Genomic DNA, 20,417 nt, shown 5'->3' on the forward strand with positions numbered 1-20,417 from the left:
AGTCTACTTATTCTGATTTATAAGATTGAAACAAAAGGTAAGCCCAATGTAACACAATTGTTACATTACACTTCTAGACCACGTGGGATATAGACTTTGGCCTCTAAGCCGCCTTGAGGAGAGTTGCGAATAATGAGATCTCCGCCGTGTCCGTGCAGGATATTTCGACAGATCCCAAGCCCTAAACCGTGTCCTTGGTCATCGTTGGCGAGCCTAAAGTAGGGCTCAAACACCAACTCAAGTTTGTCTTCTGGGATGCCTTTACCGTGGTCCTGAATCGTCACAATAACCCACACAGAATCGCTACTGATATCGACCTTAGCGGATGTTCCGTATTTCACCGCATTGTCGATAAGGTTGGTCAACACACGCTTAATTGCTAATGGTTTCGCGACTAAAGGCTCAACCACGATGGGTTCAAACTCCACTAAAGTTTGATGCTGGTTATGCGATTCTATAACCGAAGCAACCATGTCATTAAGGTCTATAATGGCGTTATTTTCATGAAGGTCTGTATCTCTTACCGCTTGCAGTGCGCCCTTCACCATCATCTCCAGTTCATCTAAATCCTTGTTGAATTTGTCTTTCTTGACTTCACTCTCCAACAGCTCAGCTCTCAGTCTCAGTCGAGTTATCGGTGTTTTTAAATCATGAGAGATAGCAGAGAAAAGGTGTTCTCGATCGGCCACATAGCGACGAATGCGCTGCTGCATACGATTAAACGCCCGAGTTGCGGTAACCAGTTCAGTTGCCCCCTCTTCGTTAAGTGGCGGCTGCTGAATATCCATACTCATCTCGTTAGCGGCCCTTGCGAGCTTTTTAAGCGGGCGCACTTGGCGGCGAATCATTAAGTAGGTCAACACCAGCAAAATCAACGTTGAAGAGAGTAAGAAGATCACCTGCTCGCGACCGAGAATAGTGTCATCCAGTTTTACATAGGGTGCAGGCAACAGTGCCGCAATGTATACCCATTCATGGCTGGCTAGCTCAATCTGAACAACCAGAATCGGCGGATTGAGAGGCTCTAAGGTTAAGGTATGGTGCGCCCACGATCGCGGGAGATCGCTCAAGTAGATGTCATTTTTAAGTAAGCGAAGATGTTCTGGACGAGAGAAGTCGACACGCACCGATTCCACCTTATTGAGCTTGCTACTCAAGACGCTTTCTATCGCTTCTATCGATGCAGTTTTTAAGCGAGTATCGGGAATAGGCTCGACAATGAGTGCCTCTTTATTGAAAGAAACAAAAAAGCGCGTCCCACCCATATTACGGATTTGGTCTAACACGATATGGCGATATTTGACGGGCAAAGACTGAAAGAAGGTCACTGTTGAAGCAAACATGTTAGCCATGCTCGACGAGGCGGAACGAATACCCTCTAACTCTTTTTGTTTGGATTCGCTATACCAAATCGACGTTGCGATGCCTTGCGCGATGACGACGGCTAGCAAGGTCAACAGCAAGGTTCGAGCAACCAAGGAATTGGGCTTTAAACTTCTCAACCACTTCATGCGAGATACTTCTTACTCAGTGCTCATAATGCACAGGTACAGCCAAGATATAGCCGTTGCCACGCATGGTTTTGATGTAGTGTGGGTATTTGGCGCTATCGCCCAGCCGGCTTCTTAAACGACTGAGCTGAACATCAATGCCACGCTCAAAAGGCAATGCTTCACGTCCTCTAGTCGCAAAAGAGATAGTATCTCGGTCTAGCACTTCATTAGGACGAGTTAGAAACAGCATTAACAGTGAGAAATCACTGCCCGATAAATCCATCTCTTCGGCACTCTCATTATTTGAAATTCTATGAGCGAGTGTATCAAGCGTCCAATCACCAAAGATGATCTGTTTCGGCAGTGCATCACTCGGCTTATCCTCCACCACTTGAACTCGGCGCAACAGAGCTTTGATGCGCGCCATTAATTGACGAGGACTAAACGGTTTGGCGATATAGTCATCTGCACCAATTTCTAAGCCAATAATCTGATCGGTTTCATCCGATACTGCGGTCAGCATAATGATAGGCACATTGGAGTTTTTACGGACGCGCTGACACAAGGTAAATCCATCGTCACCGGGAAGCATCACATCAAGCAGGATCAGATCTGGGTATCCTTGATTTTGAAGGTGAACGTCTAGTTCGACGCCATCTCCAACTGAGGAGACATCGAAGCCCGACTTTGTGAGGTACTCTTCCAGCAGCTCACGGATTTCTTGATCATCATCCACCACGAGAATTCGAGTATTTGTTGGCATCGCCCAAACCTATAGAATTTACAACTTATTCACATAGTGTATAGGCAGGTTGAGTATTTGATTATTGATATGTTGATAAAATTAGAAGAACAAGCAGATAGAGATCACAACTAAGCGACCTCTAACTGAAGATATTGAAATGAGAAGCCGATTTATGACGAGCAGCTGATCTCCATCTCTTTACCCCATTCTGGAGGCAGAGCCGCCAAATATTCGTAATCAGGGTGTTCTGCATACGGGTCAGCAAGTACCACCATCAAGGCATCTACCACGCTGCCATCGCCCTCTTCAGCCTTATCTATCGCCAACTGCGCCAGATAGTTACGCAATACATATTTGGGATTGATTGCACGCATCTTTTGGCAGCGCTCTTCGGTGCTTTCCTGTTCCAATTCACAGCGTTTAAGGTAATTATCAACCCAAAGCTTGGCGGCTTGGCGGTCAATGACCAGATCAATCACCTCTTGCTCCGATTGAGTATCGAGATCTGAAAGAGCTCTAAAGAAGCGAGGATAGTCGACTCGGTTTTGCGACATCAATTCGAACATAGATTCAAACAATCGGCTATCACCCTCTTGCTTCGACAGCAGCCCAAGTTTTCTGCGCATAAGCTGACTAAAGTAGCCATTCATCTGAGGCTCGTACATCTCAAGTGCCGCTTCTAAATCAGCTCGCTCAATCAGAGGAGATAATGCGTGCGCCAATGCCGATAAATTCCACATGCCAATACGGGGCTGTTGATTAAAGGCATAGCGTCCTTGGTAGTCCGAATGATTACAAATAAGACGAGAGTTATACTCATCCATAAACGCAAACGGACCATAATCAAAAGTCTGTCCAATGATCGACATATTATCGGTATTCATCACACCGTGGGCAAAGCCATTCGCCTGCCATAGAGCTATCATCTCTGCAGTACGGTCGACGATTTGGTTGAACATCGCAGCGTAAGGGTTCTCTTCACTCAGACATTCAGGAAAATGCCACTCAATCACTTTATCAGCCAGCAATTTTTGTTCTGCAAGTTGATTGGTGTAAAACAGATATTCAAAATGGCCAAAACGAATATGCGATTCAGAGGCACGCAGTAGCAGCGCCCCCTTCTCCTGCTTTTCTCGATATACCGGCGTATCACTTATCATCATGGCTAGCGCACGAGTGGTTGGAATATTCAGCCCAGCCATCGCTTCACTGCACAGATACTCTCGGACTGTGGAACGAATCACCGCGCGCCCATCGCCCATACGTGAATACGGTGTTTTACCTGCACCTTTTAGGTGTAAGTCGAACGTTTCGCCACTTTTCGCGACAACTTGAGATAATAATAACCCTCGCCCATCACCAAGATCAGGGTTATAGGCACCAAATTGGTGTCCCGCATACTTCATTGCAATGGGATCGAAGTGCTCGTTATCAACTAAGCCAGACAGAGAGTTCAACAGATCATCATCGAGGCTCTGAGTTCCGTCCACAGCAGGAAAGCCAAGTTCCGCAGCCAGGCTGTTATTCCACGCGAGCCAACGCGGATTCAATAGCGGTGTTGGGGCAACGCGAGAGTAAAAGGTTTGCGGCAGTTCGACGAATCGATTGTTAAAAGAGAGATGGTCCCAGATAGACATAGCGACACACTTTAATCAAATAATAGTGTCAGATTATCACAGTTTAGTAACAACTTCTGGAAAGGTTGAGTGGCTAACTACTGGGTCTTGGCGGTTTGGTTGCTAAGGTAGGAAGCCACGATCAATGTTGAGACATGATTGAGCGATAAGATCGTGAAAAATAGTTATTCATAACAATTTTCGAGTTGCGTAAACCTAATTAGATTAGAGCTAGAATAGCGACTAGAGAAACCGATGCGAAAAGCCAAGTACGACCGATAACGCCAAAATGAGAGTGTTGAATCATTTCTTGATGCTGCATAAATGCGCTCCTTAACTATATATACCGTGTATATACAATATATCGACAAGCAGCCAAAACCGGCAAGCACATTAATATTAACTTTTTATTACAGCATTAAGAAATTTACGTAACAATTGAAATTTTTACGCTTTTACGCACGAGTCGTCGTCGATAAAAGTGCACCCGCACCGATAAATACACCACCCGTCACTCGGTTAAACATCTTGGCTCTCCCTTTTGCGAACAACCAGTTAGAAGACTTAGCCCCAAGGTAGGCGTACATAAGTAGCCAAGATAGCTCCATCACTGCGAAGGTCGTCGCAAATACGACAAACTGCGGAAAGAGTGCGGCTGTTGGGTCAATAAACTGTGGGAAAAGAGCCGTAAAGAACAAGATCGCTTTAGGGTTACTCGCTCCTACAATAAACCCGCTTAGGTAATGCTGTAGATAAGTGCCTCTGTTTTGTTTACTCCCTTTTTGCTCCTGCTCATCAAGCTGGTAACTCTGTTGGTTAGAACGTAGAGATTTCCAACCCAAGTAAATTAGGTAAGCAGCACCTGTCCATTTGATGATGTTAAACACAACTTCTGATGAAGCGATAATCACACCAAGGCCAGTAAAGGACAGTGTCAAAATTGAGGTGATCGCCGTTAAGCTGCCAAGAGCGGTAAAAACAGACAGCCTAAAACCCGACTGCACAGCCTTGGTCATACATAGCAAAGAGCTTGGTCCAGGTGATGCCGTTAACACCAATACGGCGAGAAAGTAGTAAACCCAAATATCGAAACTCATCGTGAATCCTCCATAACTCACTAGGGCGTGTTGACCTTTCGTGGTTGAATTTTGTTCGAGATAAAAGCGTTTTAATCGCGGCGAGGGAGAAGTAGCCTAGTCATTCTAAGCAAATCTCCCTCAACAAAGAGTAAAACGCTTTTAGCCGAACCCTTCGGGCGGCGTTTGCTGGTCATTTCTACCACGTTATCGGCTTCTCATGTAGGCTAGCTACACATCAAAGCCTCTGCCTTGTATAAATACCCAGCAACTCGCTGCAAAAACCAGCTCGAAAGGTCAACACGCCCTTAAATATAAATTTAGGCTCCAATATGAATCAGATGTGCAACTTGATCAACTTCATCACATTGCTTTGTACGTGGCGGAACGGGACTTCACTTTGTGAAAGCAATACTCAAATAGGCAAATCTTCTAACGCCAAAACAAACTGTAAAGTCTTTGTTCAAAGATAGAGCCAAACCAAGCATGACTCGCCAAAAACAAAAAAGCCGCACTGTTCAGCGCGGCTTTCGATTAAATGGTTCTACAAATTAATCTTTGTAAATAGAGAACTCATCAGCGTGCTCAAGCATCTGAGCGCGTGTGATCATGAATACGCCATGGCCACCATTTTCGAATTCAATCCAAGTAAATGGAATATGCGGGTATTGCTCCATCATGTGAACCATAGAGTTGCCCACTTCACAGATAAGGATACCTTCATCTGTTAGGTAATCTGGTGCATTCGCAAGAATACGACGAACCAATTTCAGACCATCAGTACCCGCAGCTAAGCCCAGTTCAGGCTCATGAGTGAACTCGTCTGGTAGGCTGTTCATATCTTCTTCATCCACATATGGTGGGTTAGATACGATCAGGTTGTACTTCTCTTTTGGCAGGTCGCGGAAAAGATCCGAACGGATTGGGAACACTTGCTGCTCCATACCGTGGTCCTGAACGTTCTGTTCAGCAACTTGTAGCGCGTCAGTTGAGATATCAATCGCGTCTACCTCAGCTTCAGGGAAAGCATGTGCACAAGCGATAGCAATACAGCCGCTACCCGTACATAGATCCATGATGCGAGTCGGCTCTTCAGTCAACCAAGGTTGGAATTGCGCTTCGATAAGCTCACCGATTGGAGAACGAGGCACTAGCACGCGCTCATCAACGAAGAACTCAAGGCCACAGAACCATGCTTTGTTGGTTAGGTACGCAGTTGGTGTGCGCTCATTGATTCGTTTAATAACGCGCTCAACAATACGTAAACGCTCACTGCTGGTTAGGCGAGAGTTCAGTACGTGTGAAGGAACGTCAATCGGCAGATAAAGGGTTGGTAAAATAAGTTGTACCGCCTCATCCCACGCATTATCTGTGCCGTGACCATAAAATAGGCCCGCTGCATTAAAGCGGCTAACAGTCCAACGAATCACATCTTGAAGCGTGTGTAGTTCTGATACCGCTTCTTCTACAAAAATCTTATCCAAAATCATCTCCGAAAAGCGCTACAATACTGCTAATTACGTTTCAATTTAGAACTTATAACCTGATGAGCAAAAAAGACACCGATCTCGATGACGATTTCGCCCTGTTCAGTGAAGCAGTAAAGGGCGTTAAAAAGTTGCAACAGGATACCATAATCCAGCAGCCAAAAAGAAATACCAAACAAAAAGAAATTACGCGCACAGCCAGACAAGCCAGTGACAGCGAGTTTTACTTTTCGGACGAGTTTATCCCACACCTAAGTGAAGATGGCCCAACTCGCTACGCACGTGATGATGTGTCTAAATACGAAGTCAAAAGATTACGTCGCGGCGTCTACGTGCCTGATGTCTATCTCGATATGCACGGTATGAGTCAGCAAGAAGCTAAACGTGAACTCGGCGCGATGATTGCTCACTGTGTAAAAGAAGGTGTCTCGTGTGCCTCGGTACAGCACGGTATTGGTAAGCACATTCTAAAAGAGAAAGTGCCACTGTGGCTTGCTCAGCACCCGGATGTTCTTGCCTTTCACCAAGCGCCTTTGGAGTTCGGCGGCAACGGTGCATTATTGGTTCTACTTTCTATCCCAGAGAAGTAATGCCTATAACAGCGTTTGTGTACTACAGAAACCCTGCCAAACGCTTAATGTCTCGTCCTAAAATACACAAAAGGCACATCACGAAGATGTGCCTTTTCGCTATTCGACTTTTGGCGAATAACTCAGTTTGGTGGAATCCGCTTAAGGGTTAATATTCCAAGCTAGCTCACCTTTTTTGGTCTCTAAATCGAAATCGATGCACACCAAACCCGAGGTCGGGAACATTGGCGGTGTCATGCCAGTGGCAAACTCTGCCGTCAAGTAACCCACTAGTGGCAAGTGCGACACAAACAGTACGCTCTCTAGATTTTCAACCTCAGCCATGGCAATTGTGTAATCAAAGACTTGATCAGACACACCGTAAGGCGTGATGTCTTCACTAGTTTCTACTTTGTTACCAGAAAACACTTCCGAGATTTCTAACCAAGTTTCTTGCGCTCTTAAATAGGGGCTGACCAAAACCTTATCAAAACGGTTTACGCCTTGCTCAGCGGCAGCTTGAGCCACTGCAAGCGATAACTTCTTACCACGCTTAGTGAGCGCGCGTTCTGCATCTGAGTTTGCAAAATGCTCTGCTTCACCGTGACGCATTATGAATATTTTCATGTTCTATCCTGTCTATGTAGACGTTAAAGCTAAGCAACCCATTGGTTGCCTGAACGCTACTTAGGGGTGACTCTAAAGTTATAGAAACTTTGTTCGTTATAAATAATTATACCAAGTCACTTGCCAAAGAGTTCGACTTTCTTAACAATCTTATTAAAAGAAAATAAATCACTGATAAAAATCGATAAAATCGATTCCAGAACCAGCAAAAAGCTCTTCATATCCCAAAATAGGATTACAAGGTTTGCACCGATTTACATCGGGTACATAATTTAAACACTACCTTCTCTGGAGACACGCGTGTGCATCTAAGCCCAAACGACGAACACCAATACCGCTACTTAACGCTTGATAATGGCTTGAGAGTGTTGCTCGTTCATGACCAGCACGCTCAGAAAGCCGCCGCAGCATTAGCGGTCAATGTTGGGCACTTTGATGATCCAAGTGATCGAGAAGGTTTGGCTCATTACCTAGAGCATATGCTTTTTTTGGGAACTGAAAAGTATCCAAAGGTCGGAGAGTTCCAAAGTTTTATCAGTCAGCATGGTGGCAGTAACAATGCGTGGACAGGGACAGAGCACACCTGTTTCTTTTTTGACGTCGAGCTAGATGCGTTTGAAAATGCACTCGACCGCTTCAGCCAGTTTTTTACCGCTCCACTGTTCAATGAAGAAGCTCTAGACAAAGAGCGTCAAGCGGTTGATTCTGAATATAAAATGAAGCTCAACGATGACTCGCGACGCCTCTACCAAGTAACAAAAGAGTTGGTCAATCCAGAGCACCCTTTCGCCAAATTTTCCGTTGGAAACATTGAGACTCTCGGTGATAGAAATGGCCAAACCATTCGCCAAGAGATTCTCGACTTCCACCAGCAACAATATTCAGCCGATTTAATGACGCTGACCTTGTCAGGCAATCAAGCACTCGACCAAATGCAAACGTGGGTTGAACAGAAGTTCAGCAGCATCGTCAATCACCAGCGACAAGGGAAGAGAGTCGACGTTTCAATAGTCGGTCCAGAAAGCACTGGCGTTCAGGTGTTTGTTGAACCGATAAAAGAGATTCGCAAGCTCATACTGACTTTTCCTATGCCGAGTATGGACGAGCACTACAGCATCAAACCCCTCTCCTTCTTTGCTCATTTGCTAGGTTATGAAGGCGAAGGCAGTCTAATGATGCAATTGAAAGAGAAGGGTTGGATAACCTCACTCTCTGCTGGTGGTGGTGCAAGTGGCAGTAACTATCGTGATTTCACGGTGAGCTGTTCACTCTCTGTAGAGGGCCTGACTAAAGTTGATGAAATCACACAAGCGGTATTTCAATACATCAAGTTAATTGAAAAAGAAGGCATGCAAGAGTGGCGCTACCTTGAAAAACGCGCTGTACTTGAATCTGCGTTCCGTTTCCAAGAGCCCGCACGCCCAATGGATGTGGTCAGTCATCTCGTCATGAATATGCAGAACTACCCAGAGCATGATGTGATTTATGGCGACTACAAAATGGAACGCTACGATGAAGAACTGCAACGTTCTCTGCTCGACTATTTCACCGTGGACAACATGCGCTCAACCCTTATTGCTCATGGGTTAGAGTATGACCGCAAAGCGCAATGGTATTTCACGCCTTATTCGATTGCCCCTTTTACCAAGGAGCAGAAACAGTCTTTCCAATGCATCAATCCTGGGTGGGAATTTGAATTACCAGGGAAAAACCCGTTCATCTGCTATGACCTAGATCCTGCAGAGCTTGAAGAACCAAAAACTCACCCGACGCTTTTGCAAGAGCTGGATGGCTTCAAATTATGGCACCTACAAGACACTGAGTTTCGTGTTCCCAAAGGTGTGGTGTACGTGGCAATCGATAGCCCTCACTCCGTCGCCAGCCCAAGAAACATCGTCAAGACACGTTTGTGTGTCGAAATGTTCTTAGATTCACTCGAAAAAGAGACATATCAAGCTGAAATTGCTGGAATGGGATACAACATGTATACCCATCAAGGTGGCGTAACACTGACGATCTCAGGCTTTAGCCGTAAACAACCACAACTCTTGAATATGATCTTAGAGCGTTTTGCTTCAAGACAATTCAGCCCAGCTCGTTTTGATACGATAAAGAGCCAACTGCTAAGAAGTTGGAGCAACGCCTCACAAGACCGCCCTATTTCCCAGTTATTCAACGCGATGACGGGGCTATTGCAACCGAACAACCCACCCTACTCGGTGTTAATCGAAGCCCTAGAAACCATTGAAGTGGATGAGCTTTCATCATTTGTTCAAGCTATCTTAGCGGAGCTACACGTAGAGATGTTCGTCTACGGTGATTGGCGTCAAGACGATGCGCTACAAATGGCTGAGTCGCTCAAAGATGCATTACGCGTCCAAGATCAAGCGTATGAAGAGTCATTACGACCACTGGTTATGCTCGGCGAGAATGGTAGCTTCCAACGTGAAGTAGTGTGTAATCAAGATGATTCTGCGATTGTGGTTTACTATCAATGTCCAGATATCTCACCTCAGAGTATCGCACTTTACTCTCTGGCTAATCACTTAATGTCGGCAACCTTCTTCCATGAAATCCGCACCAAACAGCAGCTAGGATATATGGTCGGCACTGGCAATATGCCACTCAATCGTCACCCAGGTATTGTGCTCTATGTACAATCTCCAAATGCTGCACCTGTCGATTTGATTGCATCGATTGATGAATTCCTTAACGCCTTCTACATGGTGCTACTAGAGCTCAACGACTATCAGTGGCACAGCAGTAAGCGTGGACTTTTGAACCAGATTTCTACGCCGGACACAACACTACGTGGTCGCGCGCAGCGCTTGTGGGTCGCGATTGGCAACAAGGATACTGAATTTAACCAACGTGAACGCGTGTTGGAAGAGCTTAAAGAGTTATCACGCAGCGACATGATTCGCTTCGTGGTCAATCAACTCAAGCCACGCACTGCTAACCGCTTGGTTATGCACGCGCAGGGTAATGCTCACCAAGACGAACCATCGCTCTCTATGGGCGTTGAGATTGGTTCTATTGAAGAGTTTCAACTGCGGCCGAAAGATACTGAGCTGGGTTGATAATTCTTAGTCCGAAAGTCATGAGGTTGATGTTAGCGCATCAACCTCTGTTTTATCTGGCTCGCGCTAAAAGCAGATCTCCTATTACGCTCCTTCGTCGCTCTAGGAGATGACGGCAAGGTTATGTCGTTATTCTCCCTTTGAGCTTGTGTATTCCCACCAGCGACTACTGTTCCTGTCACTCCCGAGAAGGAGGAACGACTGAGTCGGGAATCTCTTACTTTTTCATTCCTACAAAAAAGCCCGCATCTCAACGAAATGCGGGCTTTGTCATAGAATTATTTCACTCTACTTATAGAACGGCTCATCCAGGCCTGCACGAGTCAGTAGACCATCACACGGTGCGAAACGGTCGCCGTACTTCACTGCAAAGTCATTCATCATCTCAACCAGCGACTTCACGCCAATTTGATCCATGTAACGGAACGGACCACCGAGGAATGGAGGGAAACCGATACCGAAGATTGCGCCGATATCACCGTCACGTGGACTGCGAATAATACCCTCATCTAAACAACGTACCGCCTCGTTGAGCATTGGTAGCACACAACGCATCGCTATGTCGTTATCGCTCAACTTAGGATCTGGCTGAAGTTTCAGAAGTTTGTAGACTGACTTATCAACTTCTTTCTTCTTACCTTTGTAGGTATAGAAACCTTTACCACTCTTACGCCCTTTACGATTGTCGTTCAATAGCACATCGAACACATCAGGACCTTGGAAGCGGTCACCCAGTTCATTAACTAGGATCGGCATGATCTTCGCGCCAATATCCACACCCACTTCGTCTAGCAGCGTGATTGGCCCAACAGGGAAGCCGAAATCAAGCAGAGCACTGTCGAGCTTTTCGATAGGCTCATTCGCCAGCAGAAGGTGAGCTGCTTCGTTCATGTATGGAGCAAGAATACGGTTTACATAGAAGCCCGCTTTGTCTTTTACAACGATAGGCGTTTTGCCTTGCTTCTTCGCCAGAGCAACAACCGTTGAGATAGTTTGATCTGATGTCCCTTCATGAGGAATTACCTCAACCAGTGGCATTTTTTCTGCTGGGCTGAAGTAGTGAAGACCGACAACATTCTCTGGGCGCTCTGCTTTCTCAGCAATCTTATGGATTGGCAGAGACGAAGTATTAGTTGCAAAGATCGTTTCTGGCTTCGCATTTTCTTCGATATCCGCGACCATCTTCTGCTTAAGATCCAGATCTTCAAACACGGCTTCGATGACTACATCAATATGGTTGAAGCTAGTAAAATCGATACCACCCGATAACTGTAGCATTTTGCTTTCTAAACCTGCACGGCTCAAAATACGGCGCTTCTTCTGCTTGTTGAACAGCTTGTAGTTGTAATTCAACGCGTTCAGAACACCATCGTTCGAGACATCTTTAATACGAACAGGGACTTTAGCTTTTGCAACACTCACATGGCTAATACCAGCGCCCATAAGGCCACCGCCTAGTACGCCAACACGGTTAACGCGATTCGGTTCAGCATCCGCACCATGCTCTTTCTTCATCTCAGTCGTTGCGAAGAAAATAGAGCGCAGCGCTTTCGATTCGTCGCTCATAACGAGCTCAGAGAAACGTTGCGCCTCGTACTTCAGTCCTTTGTCAAAGCCGTTTTCGAGGCCGTGACGAATCACGTCGAGAATCGCATCCGCTGCTGGATAGTTGCCGCGTGTTTTCTGATTCGTTTTTTTAGCGGCTTGCTCAAAGATAACCTTACGACCCAAGCCATTGCGCGAAATAAGCTTCTCTTTAGTTGAAGCTTGGCTATTAGAAGCGAGTCGTTTACCTTTCTTGCTGCCCGAGTTTTTCTCAACAAGATCTTTCGCGACTTTTAGAAGAATGGTTTCAGGCACACATGCATCAACAACGCCCAACTTCTTCGCTTTTTTCGCACGCAACTGCTTACCCGTTAGGATAAGATCGAGCGACGGAAGCAAACCGATAAGGCGAGGCAAACGCTGAGTACCACCAGAACCTGGCAATAGACCAAGCTGTACTTCTGGTAGACCTAAACGTGTTTTATCCGAATCTGTACATACACGGTAATCACATGCAAGAGCCAGCTCTAAGCCACCGCCTAAACACGGGCCATGAATCGCTGCAACAACCGGATAAGGTAGGTCAGACAGCGCTTGGAACATCTCCTGCCCTTGTCTTGCCAGAGATTCAGCTTCGCTAGCACTGGTACATGCATCGAGCATTCGAACATCCGCACCCGCAATGAAGTTATCAGGCTTTAATGAGTGAACAATCAAACCCTTAACACTGCTCTGCTTCTCTTTTAGCTGTTCAAAGATGCTTTTCATCTCTTCAGCAAAGGCCGCTTGGAGCGTGTTCATTTTTTCGTTTGGAACGTCAATCGCCAACCAAGCAATGTTTTGGTCATCGATATTCAGAGAGAATGCTTTCTCTGCTGCTGGAGCCGAATCGTTATTGATAGCGACTTCGTTTTCTGTGTTCACTTCAGCATTATTAGACATTACTCCACCTCCAAGATCATTGCTGCACCTAGACCACCAGCGGCACACGCTGTGTTCAACGCTAAACCACCACCACGACGTTTCAGTTCACGCAATGTCTGCGTCATCATACGAGCACCGGTTGCGGCAAATGGGTGACCGTAAGCAATAGAACCACCAAGAACATTAAACTTATCCATATCGATTTCACCAATCGCTTTACCACGACCGAGGTTCTGCTGAGCAAACTCGTCACTTGCAAACATTTTCACGTTCGCTAAAGCTTGTGCGGCAAATGCTTCGTGCATGTCGATCAGGGTAAGATCTGATAACTCTAGTCCGGTATTTTCCAACACTTTTGAAGTCGCGTAAGTTGGACCCATGAGCATGTCGGTTTCAACACCAATAGCTGAGAAAGCAAAACCGCGAATATAGCCCATCACTTCTAAACCGAGCTCTTTCGCTTTGCCCTCGCGCATCAACATTACTGCTGCAGCGCCATCCGTTAGAGGTGTCGCGTTAGCCGCTGTCACGCTGCCATATTTGCGATCGAAAGCTGGACGCAATTTAGCGTAGCCCTCTAGGGTCGATTCATGGCGAATGTTGTTATCTTCAGAGATGTACTTCTTGTAAGGCGCAGGGAAAGCCGTCATGACTTCGTCTTGAATCTTGCCATCTTTCCACGCTTGAGAAGCAAGAGAGTGCGAACGATGAGCAAGCGCGTCTTGTTCTTCACGTGTAATACCGTGTGTTTTAGCCATTTGCTCTGCGGTTTGTCCCATCGACAAGCCAGTAGAGTATTCCGCTACTGCCGGTGGCACAGGCATAAGATCTTTCACTGATAGGCTCTTTAGAATCTTTAGTTTTTGGCCTAGTGTTTTGGTTTTACTCAAAGCAAGAAGGTTAGCCGCCAGCTTCTTCGATACACCAATCGGAAGAACCGATGAAGAGTCTGCACCACCCGCAATACCCACATCAATGGTCCCTGCCATAATGCTTTCTGCTACGTTTGCAGCGGCCTGAAAACTCGTCGCACAAGCACGAGTCACACTGTAAGCATCGGTGTGAATGTTCATGCCTGTTCCCAGTACGATTTCACGCGCAATGTTTGGCGCTTCAGGCATTTGAACAACTTGCCCGAATACCACTTGCTCGATTAACGCAGGGTCAATATCGGTTCTCGCAAGCATTTCGCTCACGACCATTTTTCCTAGATCCACCGCAGGCACTTGACTAAATTCTGTACTTTGGCGAGCGAATGGGGTTCGTAATCCAGCGACAACGGCAACACGCTCTCCCGAACGAGTTTTGACTTCCTGTTTGCCCATGGTTTCTCCTTAAGTTTAAGAGGTCTGACCTGATGCATTGTAAAGAAGTTGTTAATTTAATCAAACAGCCGTTTAAATAAACGTGACACGGGTAGAAAGCGCACATTGATAAGAAGTGTGATATTGAATCGAACCTTTCGGATTATTAAGGTTCAAATAAACGCTAAACTAAAAGCAAGAACAATCATTTGCAAAACATAAGAGCCAAGTTGCTTATTGGATTCTTAGGGCAAAAAAAAACCACACAGAACTGTGTGGTTGGAATGTTTTAAAGCAATTAACGTTACGCCAATTGAAATAATCAGTTTCCTGATTAGGAGAAAGTAAAGTCAGCCTTCAAAAGGAAGTGTCGTCTTGCTCAACATGTCAGTCACAATGACTAACTAGACGACAAGATGTACTATAGCCTGTTCGAAGTCTCAGATTTTGAAGTAGATCAATTTTAATGTGATTTTACGATTTCCAATCGATTACAACATAGAAAACAAAGCACAACGAACAAAGACACTCTATCCACAGAGCAAATATGGAGGCTCATGTGTCGATAATAAAAATGTTTGGAAAGAAAACTGCCAAGCGTCCGGTCAACTCTGATATGGACAAACAAAGAAAATACGAAGCGCTCGTGCGTGCTTATCATCGCGACCTATTCCGCTATGCCTACTGGTTATGCAAAGACAAAAGCATTGCTGAGGATTTAGTGCAAGAGACATGCTTAAGAGCATGGAAGTCACTTGATAGTTTGCAAGATGAGAAAGCAGCAAAATCTTGGTTAATCACGATTTTACGCCGCGAGAATGCTAGACGTTTTGAACGCAAACAATTTGATCTGGTTGATATTGATGACCACGGTAATGATGCTAAAGTCAGCGACGACCCGCATCACCAACACGAATGGTTACAAGCCCAGATCATGAAATTAGACGTCGATTACCGTGAACCACTCTTTCTTCAAGTGATTGGAGGGTTTAGTGGTGAAGAGATCGCAGAGGTCTTAGAGCTTAATAAAAATACGGTAATGACACGATTATTTAGGGCGCGAAACCAGCTGAAAGAGATGCTGGATTCAGAAGAGGCAGAAAGGGGGCAACATAATGGATGATTTAGAATTCCGTCGTCGTATATTGTCGGAACCGAAACAGAGAAATCAAGACATCATTGATGCCACAGCGAATAGCGAGGCAAATAGCAAATTCTTGGATGATGTTCTTGCTCTTGATAAGCAAATTCATTCAGCCATGAATGTGGATGTGCCCGACGATCTTGCCGATCGCATCTTGTTCAATCAAACATCTTATGAAGAGAGTAAAGTGGTTAAACCAACGTTTGCTCGTCGTGCCATGGCGATGGCTGCATCAGTGGCTTTTGTTGCCGGCCTACTTGTTGGGCAAGTTAATTGGGGTAACGCATTTGTTTCTCCTGCCCATGCGAGTTTAGCTGACACAGCAATGAAACACGTTGTGACTGAAAAGCCGTTTGTAGAGGTCTTGGATGAGAATGTATCGTCCGATCAGATCAATACAAAAATGAACCCGTTTGCTTTTCAATTTGACGATAACTTTCCATATCATGTTTATTACTTGAATCACTGTGGTTTTGGTAAATCCAATGCAATGCATATGGTGTTTCAGGGTGAAAAAGGCAAGGTTACGCTGTTTTTAACCAGCATACCGTCAGACAAGAGCCAAAACTTCGAAGAAGATGGCATGTCAGGTTCGATTACACCTATCGATAACAGCAGTTTGATACTGGTTGGCATGGAAGGTGAAGATGTCGACAAAATTGCAGAAAAACTGTCTAAAATGATCAAACCGATGAGTTAATCTGCTCACTCAACGCCCGCAAATACTAGGCCCAGCACTATATCACTGATATTGCCGGGCTTTGTTTTATAGAAAACACCCAAACCATTCACAAAAAATATAACGCTAGAGTTAAAACTCTAAAAAACAGCGTTTCCTGCCATTTTCGTGTCAGATAGGCGTCATTTCCGTAATTTTATGCTCAAATTTTCCAATGGTCGGATTTGTATACTCTATACTAACGCTTAGGATCAGCCCCCATTGAGCAAAAGCTCAAATAAATCGCCCTGTAGAGGCGGATACAATAAAGGAATTGATAAATGACAAACAACACGCGTCTGTTTAAAAAGTCTCTTTTAGCAGTGACAATTACGACAATTACACTCGCCTCTTCACAAGCAATGGCAGCAGGTTTCCAACTTAACGCACAATCTGCGACAGGTATCGGCCGTGCATTCGCTGGTGACGCAGTAATCGCAGATAACGCTTCTGTAATGGCTCGTAACCCAGCAGCAATGGCGCTATTTGACAAAACTGAGCTTTCTCTTGGTTTTGAGAGCATCACTTCAATGATTGAAGTAAAAGATGCGACATATACTTCACCGACTTCTCCTGGTGGTGTAAGTGCTGATTACGATGATGTAGGTGATACGTCAATTGCACCAAATATTCATTTAATCGTGCCTGTAAATGACAAGTTTGCTTGGGGTGTGAACGCGTACTCAAACTTCGGTACAAAAACTGAGTTTTCAGATGACTACGTAGCAAAAGAGTATGGTGGTCTGACAGACATCATGAGTATTAACTTTGGTCTATCAGGTTCGTATCGTCTAAATAATCAGTGGAGCTTAGGTGCTGGCTTAGACCTAATCTACGGTCAAGGTACTATGAAGCGTGGTGGAACGCCTGCTCTTGGTGGTACGACTAACCTGATTGATATCGACAAAGCAGATGGTTGGGCTGTTGGTTTCAACCTAGGTACTGTTTACGAACTTGATGAAAATAACCGTTTTGGTCTGTCATACCGTTACAGCCCAGAGATGACAGCTGAAGATGATAAAGGCCAAGAGATTACACTACCTTTACCAGATATGGCTGAATTCTCAGGTTACCACAAAATCGAAGATACTAAGTTTGCAGTACACTACTCTGTGCAATGGATTGGTTGGAGTGCATTTGACAAAATCGAGTTTGATAATGTTAACTTAGTTGGCAACCCTAACCTTCCGTACACTGAAAAAGCATACGAATGGCAAGATGGTTGGCACTACGCAATTGGTGGTACTTACTACCTAAACAGCACTTGGACTCTACGTGCAGGTTACATGTATGACACTAGCGCACAAGATGAGCTAACATCAATTTCTGTACCAGATTCTGATCGTCAATGGTTCTCAGCAGGTTTCACTTACCACATCGACACTGCTTCTAATGTAGACTTTGGTTTCACATACCTATTGGGTGAAGACGTTTCTGTAAATGAAACAAGTGTACCAGCAGCTTCTGTGACAGGTACAACTCACGCTGATGCGATCCTAATGGGTCTACAATACAGCCGCAGCTTCTAATAAAGCTCAATAACATCCCAAAGGGTCGCTATATGCGACCCTTTTTTGTTGTTCAAACAACTCATTCATCTCCCAATTAAGCTTACACCTGTATTCTCTAACGCCTTTATATCACTACAAGTGTACGCTCAAAATTCGTAACACCCTCGAAACATTCAGTTTTTTTAGCTGAGATCGGGTCATTTTTAATAATTTAATACCTAAAACAGTGTTTTATTCGAATTTCGTTTTTAAAGTAATAGCTCTAAAAGTAAAATCACTGACCTTAATACTTATGATTCAGCGAACATAATAATGAAAATGAATAAGACTCTCCTATCTGCTGCAGTGGCAGTTGGTTTACTTTCTACATCAAGCGTTACTCATGCTGCAGGCTTCCAGTTAGCAGAGTACTCTGCAACTGGCCTTGGTCGTGCATATGCAGGTGAAGCAGCAATGGCAGACAATGCAGGCGCACAATGGCGCAACCCTGCAATGCTGACATACCTAGAAGGCACACAAGTGTCTGTAGGTGCAATCTATGTTGACCCTAATATCGATATCGAAGGTACATCGACTTCGGGTAATACATCTACACCGGCAAACTCAAAAGATTTCGCTCACAGCGCTGTGATTCCTAACTTTTACGTATCTCACAAGTATTCAGAAAAGTTAGCAATCGGCTTTGCTGCAGGCACCAACTACGGTATGGAAACGGACCTAGGTAAAGATTTTGCTGGCGCTAACCACGGCAACGAAGCAAGCGTGATCAGCATGGAGTTGAACCTAAATGCTGCTTATCAAGTACTAGACAACGTTTCTGTTGGTGGTGGTGTTCGCTACGTGATGGCTGAAGGTAGCATTGGCGCAACAGCAACGTCTCCTGCATTTGGTATTGTAGACGCTGGCGACACACTAAAATATATGGAAGGTGACGACACTGCATGGGGCTGGCAAGTTGGTACTGCATGGCAGATAAACGAAAATCATCGTCTTGGTTTTGCGTATAAATCAGAAGTAAACCTGACGCTCGAAGGTTATGCAACTGGTGCAGGATTCAATCTATTCAACCCTGCTAAGCATGATATTAAAACTAGCGGTTCAATGGACTTAACTCTGCCAGCGACCGCTGAAATTGCATCTTTTCATCAACTAACGGACAAAGTTGCAGTTCACGCAAGCATTAACTGGACGGATTGGAGTAGTTTTGAAAAGCTCGAAGCAAACCTGTCAGATCGAAGCAATCCGGAACTGATCAAAGAAGAAAACTGGGAAGACAACTACCGCTTCGCAATTGGTACCACTTACCAGATGACACCAAAATTGGCTCTACGTTCAGGTATCGCTTACGACACGTCAGCTGTTAGCGAAGAGCACCGTACTGCGACAATCCCAGAGACAGATCGTACTTGGTTAAGTATTGGTGCTGGCTACCAATGGTCTGAACAACTTTCTCTAGATGCTGGCTTCACTTACATCCTAGCGAAAGATGCAAAAATGCATGAAAGTGATCCAGCGGGTGCAGACTTATTCGGCGGCTCATTTGAAGGCGAAGTATCTGGCAGTATCTGGCTAGTGGGTGTTCAAGCGAACTACCGCTTCTAAGCTTTTCAAATACAAAGCAAGATCAAAAAAGCTCGGTACGTACCGAGCTTTTTTATGTCTGATTTAAACTTAAGGCCTAGTTAGAAATCTTCCAAATAGCCATCAATCAAATCTTCTTCTTCTAAGTCGACTTCTTCAGGCTCGATTTCTGCCTTAAAATCACGACGCTGAATATAGATATCACGTGTCAATGCATATGGGTCTGGAGAATCTTCAAGCAGTGCTTCTTGAGATACGAGTTGAGCACGAGATTCCATACCTTCTAACGCCCACTTACCTAGACCTGCCCAAAAGTTCAGTAGCGAGAGTGGCAAGTAAAGACCATCAACCTGCTCAGTCACTTCACGTGTGGTCACAGGGCCATAACCCGGAACCATGAAGTACGGACCATTGCCTACTCCATAGTGACCGATAGCATCTGAGAAAGACTTATCGTCATACTTAGTGATACCTGCTTCACTCGCAATATCAATCAAGCCCACTAGACCAAAGGTGGTGTTAATCCAAAAACGGTTAAAGTGATCCAACGCCTTTTCACCATTACCCATGATCAGGTTATTGACCATGCTGGCAGGTTCATCCAAGTTCGCTAGAAAGTTAGAGATACCAGTACGTACAGGAACGGGCGTGTAATTCACGTAAGCCAGAGACACAGGGCGTACTAAATAAGGATCGAGATACTCGTAGTTGATATCCCACATAGCACGGTTGAAGCCTTCAAAAGGGTCATTAGGATGCGGTTCAGCTTCATATTCCGTCGTCACTTGGCTATCTGAGTGTGCGACCTCTTCATCGGGCACACTTGAACACCCGACCGTCATGCTTGCAGCAAGGAGTAAACCTGAAAGCCTTAACGTACTTATAGACATAACACCTTTTCCATAAGGAATAATAAAAAGGCCAGCAATCGCTGGCCTCAATTGTTTGCGTAAGTCTATAACGTTTCTATAGAAATCGGAATAGCCACGCTTGTGCA

General features: G+C 45.1%; 15 protein-coding genes. 6 read left to right on the forward strand and 9 right to left on the reverse strand.

Translation table 11 applies throughout. The features are described 5' to 3' along the window. Positions 1-65: 65 nt before the first annotated feature. From L1D60_RS19415 to prmB, 5 genes are all read right to left on the reverse strand, one after another. Complete coding sequence (locus tag L1D60_RS19415; protein ID WP_239842521.1) at positions 66-1,511, reverse strand: ATP-binding protein; 1,446 nt, start codon at positions 1,509-1,511, stop codon at positions 66-68. A 16-nt stretch (positions 1,512-1,527) separates the two neighbouring features. Next, entirely contained in the window at positions 1,528-2,256 is a 729-nt protein-coding gene (locus L1D60_RS19420; protein ID WP_239842522.1) for a response regulator, read from the reverse strand. A gap of 152 nt (positions 2,257-2,408) precedes the next feature. After that, positions 2,409-3,875: a YdiU family protein gene (locus L1D60_RS19425; protein ID WP_239842523.1), complete on the reverse strand. Its 1,467-nt coding sequence runs from the start codon at positions 3,873-3,875 to the stop codon at positions 2,409-2,411. A 434-nt stretch (positions 3,876-4,309) separates the two neighbouring features. Beyond that, positions 4,310-4,951, reverse strand: coding sequence for a LysE family translocator (locus L1D60_RS19430; RefSeq protein WP_239842524.1), 642 nt, complete (start codon positions 4,949-4,951; stop codon positions 4,310-4,312). A gap of 530 nt (positions 4,952-5,481) precedes the next feature. Further along, positions 5,482-6,414 carry a 50S ribosomal protein L3 N(5)-glutamine methyltransferase gene (gene prmB, locus L1D60_RS19435; RefSeq protein WP_150895473.1) on the reverse strand — a complete coding sequence of 311 codons (933 nt, stop codon included), beginning with the start codon at positions 6,412-6,414 and terminating at the stop codon, positions 5,482-5,484. Between the two features lie 62 nt (positions 6,415-6,476). On the opposite strand from prmB, the gene smrB reads away from it, so the two are divergent. Next, positions 6,477-7,007, forward strand: a complete 531-nt coding sequence (smrB, locus tag L1D60_RS19440) for an endonuclease SmrB (protein WP_239842525.1) — start codon at positions 6,477-6,479, stop codon at positions 7,005-7,007. A gap of 141 nt (positions 7,008-7,148) precedes the next feature. Here the strand turns inward: smrB and sixA are convergent, their stop codons facing one another. After that, the gene (gene sixA / locus L1D60_RS19445) at positions 7,149-7,613 is read right to left on the reverse strand and encodes a phosphohistidine phosphatase SixA (protein ID WP_239842526.1); all 465 of its coding nucleotides are present in this window, start codon (positions 7,611-7,613) and stop codon (positions 7,149-7,151) included. A 302-nt stretch (positions 7,614-7,915) separates the two neighbouring features. Between sixA and L1D60_RS19450 the strand changes: the two genes are divergently transcribed. Next, complete coding sequence (locus L1D60_RS19450; RefSeq protein WP_239842527.1) at positions 7,916-10,693, forward strand: insulinase family protein; 2,778 nt, start codon at positions 7,916-7,918, stop codon at positions 10,691-10,693. A gap of 288 nt (positions 10,694-10,981) precedes the next feature. Here L1D60_RS19450 and fadJ read toward each other — a convergent pair whose 3' ends face one another. After that, positions 10,982-13,228 (reverse strand): fatty acid oxidation complex subunit alpha FadJ, encoded by a 2,247-nt coding sequence (gene fadJ / locus L1D60_RS19455; RefSeq protein WP_239842528.1) that lies wholly within the window; start codon positions 13,226-13,228, stop codon positions 10,982-10,984. Then, a complete protein-coding gene (fadI, locus tag L1D60_RS19460; protein ID WP_032549624.1) occupies positions 13,180-14,487 on the reverse strand; it encodes an acetyl-CoA C-acyltransferase FadI in 1,308 nt (435 codons plus the stop codon). Before fadI ends, fadJ begins: the two co-directional genes overlap by 49 nt. A 526-nt stretch (positions 14,488-15,013) precedes the next feature. Here fadI and L1D60_RS19465 point away from each other — a divergent pair. From L1D60_RS19465 to L1D60_RS19480, 4 genes are all read left to right on the forward strand, one after another. Continuing rightward, positions 15,014-15,589 carry a sigma-70 family RNA polymerase sigma factor gene (locus L1D60_RS19465; RefSeq protein WP_239842529.1) on the forward strand — a complete coding sequence of 192 codons (576 nt, stop codon included), beginning with the start codon at positions 15,014-15,016 and terminating at the stop codon, positions 15,587-15,589. Beyond that, positions 15,582-16,310 carry a DUF3379 domain-containing protein gene (locus L1D60_RS19470; RefSeq protein WP_239842530.1) on the forward strand — a complete coding sequence of 243 codons (729 nt, stop codon included), beginning with the start codon at positions 15,582-15,584 and terminating at the stop codon, positions 16,308-16,310. The genes L1D60_RS19465 and L1D60_RS19470 overlap by 8 nt, the downstream gene beginning before the upstream one ends. A 299-nt stretch (positions 16,311-16,609) precedes the next feature. Next, positions 16,610-17,857: an outer membrane protein transport protein gene (locus tag L1D60_RS19475; protein WP_239842531.1), complete on the forward strand. Its 1,248-nt coding sequence runs from the start codon at positions 16,610-16,612 to the stop codon at positions 17,855-17,857. A gap of 294 nt (positions 17,858-18,151) precedes the next feature. Continuing rightward, complete coding sequence (locus tag L1D60_RS19480; RefSeq protein ID WP_239842532.1) at positions 18,152-19,441, forward strand: outer membrane protein transport protein; 1,290 nt, start codon at positions 18,152-18,154, stop codon at positions 19,439-19,441. 80 nt (positions 19,442-19,521) lie between these two features. Here the strand turns inward: L1D60_RS19480 and L1D60_RS19485 are convergent, their stop codons facing one another. After that, entirely contained in the window at positions 19,522-20,310 is a 789-nt protein-coding gene (locus tag L1D60_RS19485) for a VacJ family lipoprotein (RefSeq protein WP_239842533.1), read from the reverse strand. Positions 20,311-20,417 lie beyond the last annotated feature (107 nt).

Source organism: Vibrio sp. Isolate30 (genome assembly GCF_022397975.1).
Lineage (GTDB): Bacteria > Pseudomonadota > Gammaproteobacteria > Enterobacterales > Vibrionaceae > Vibrio > Vibrio fortis.

Bases quoted from the DNA above. Each gene is read 5' to 3' on its own strand.
- L1D60_RS19425 (WP_239842523.1), bottom strand. From the start codon at position 3,875: ATGTCTATCTGGGACCATCTCTCTTTTAACAATCGATTCGTCGAACTG.
- L1D60_RS19430 (WP_239842524.1), bottom strand. From the start codon at position 4,951: ATGAGTTTCGATATTTGGGTTTACTACTTTCTCGCCGTATTGGTGTTA.
- L1D60_RS19470 (WP_239842530.1), top strand. From the start codon at position 15,582: ATGGATGATTTAGAATTCCGTCGTCGTATATTGTCGGAACCGAAACAG.
- L1D60_RS19420 (WP_239842522.1), bottom strand. From the start codon at position 2,256: ATGCCAACAAATACTCGAATTCTCGTGGTGGATGATGATCAAGAAATC.
- fadI (WP_032549624.1), bottom strand. From the start codon at position 14,487: ATGGGCAAACAGGAAGTCAAAACTCGTTCGGGAGAGCGTGTTGCCGTT.
- smrB (WP_239842525.1), top strand. From the start codon at position 6,477: ATGAGCAAAAAAGACACCGATCTCGATGACGATTTCGCCCTGTTCAGT.
- sixA (WP_239842526.1), bottom strand. From the start codon at position 7,613: ATGAAAATATTCATAATGCGTCACGGTGAAGCAGAGCATTTTGCAAAC.
- L1D60_RS19465 (WP_239842529.1), top strand. From the start codon at position 15,014: ATGGAGGCTCATGTGTCGATAATAAAAATGTTTGGAAAGAAAACTGCC.
- L1D60_RS19480 (WP_239842532.1), top strand. From the start codon at position 18,152: ATGAAAATGAATAAGACTCTCCTATCTGCTGCAGTGGCAGTTGGTTTA.
- L1D60_RS19415 (WP_239842521.1), bottom strand. From the start codon at position 1,511: ATGAAGTGGTTGAGAAGTTTAAAGCCCAATTCCTTGGTTGCTCGAACC.
- L1D60_RS19485 (WP_239842533.1), bottom strand. From the start codon at position 20,310: ATGTCTATAAGTACGTTAAGGCTTTCAGGTTTACTCCTTGCTGCAAGC.
- L1D60_RS19475 (WP_239842531.1), top strand. From the start codon at position 16,610: ATGACAAACAACACGCGTCTGTTTAAAAAGTCTCTTTTAGCAGTGACA.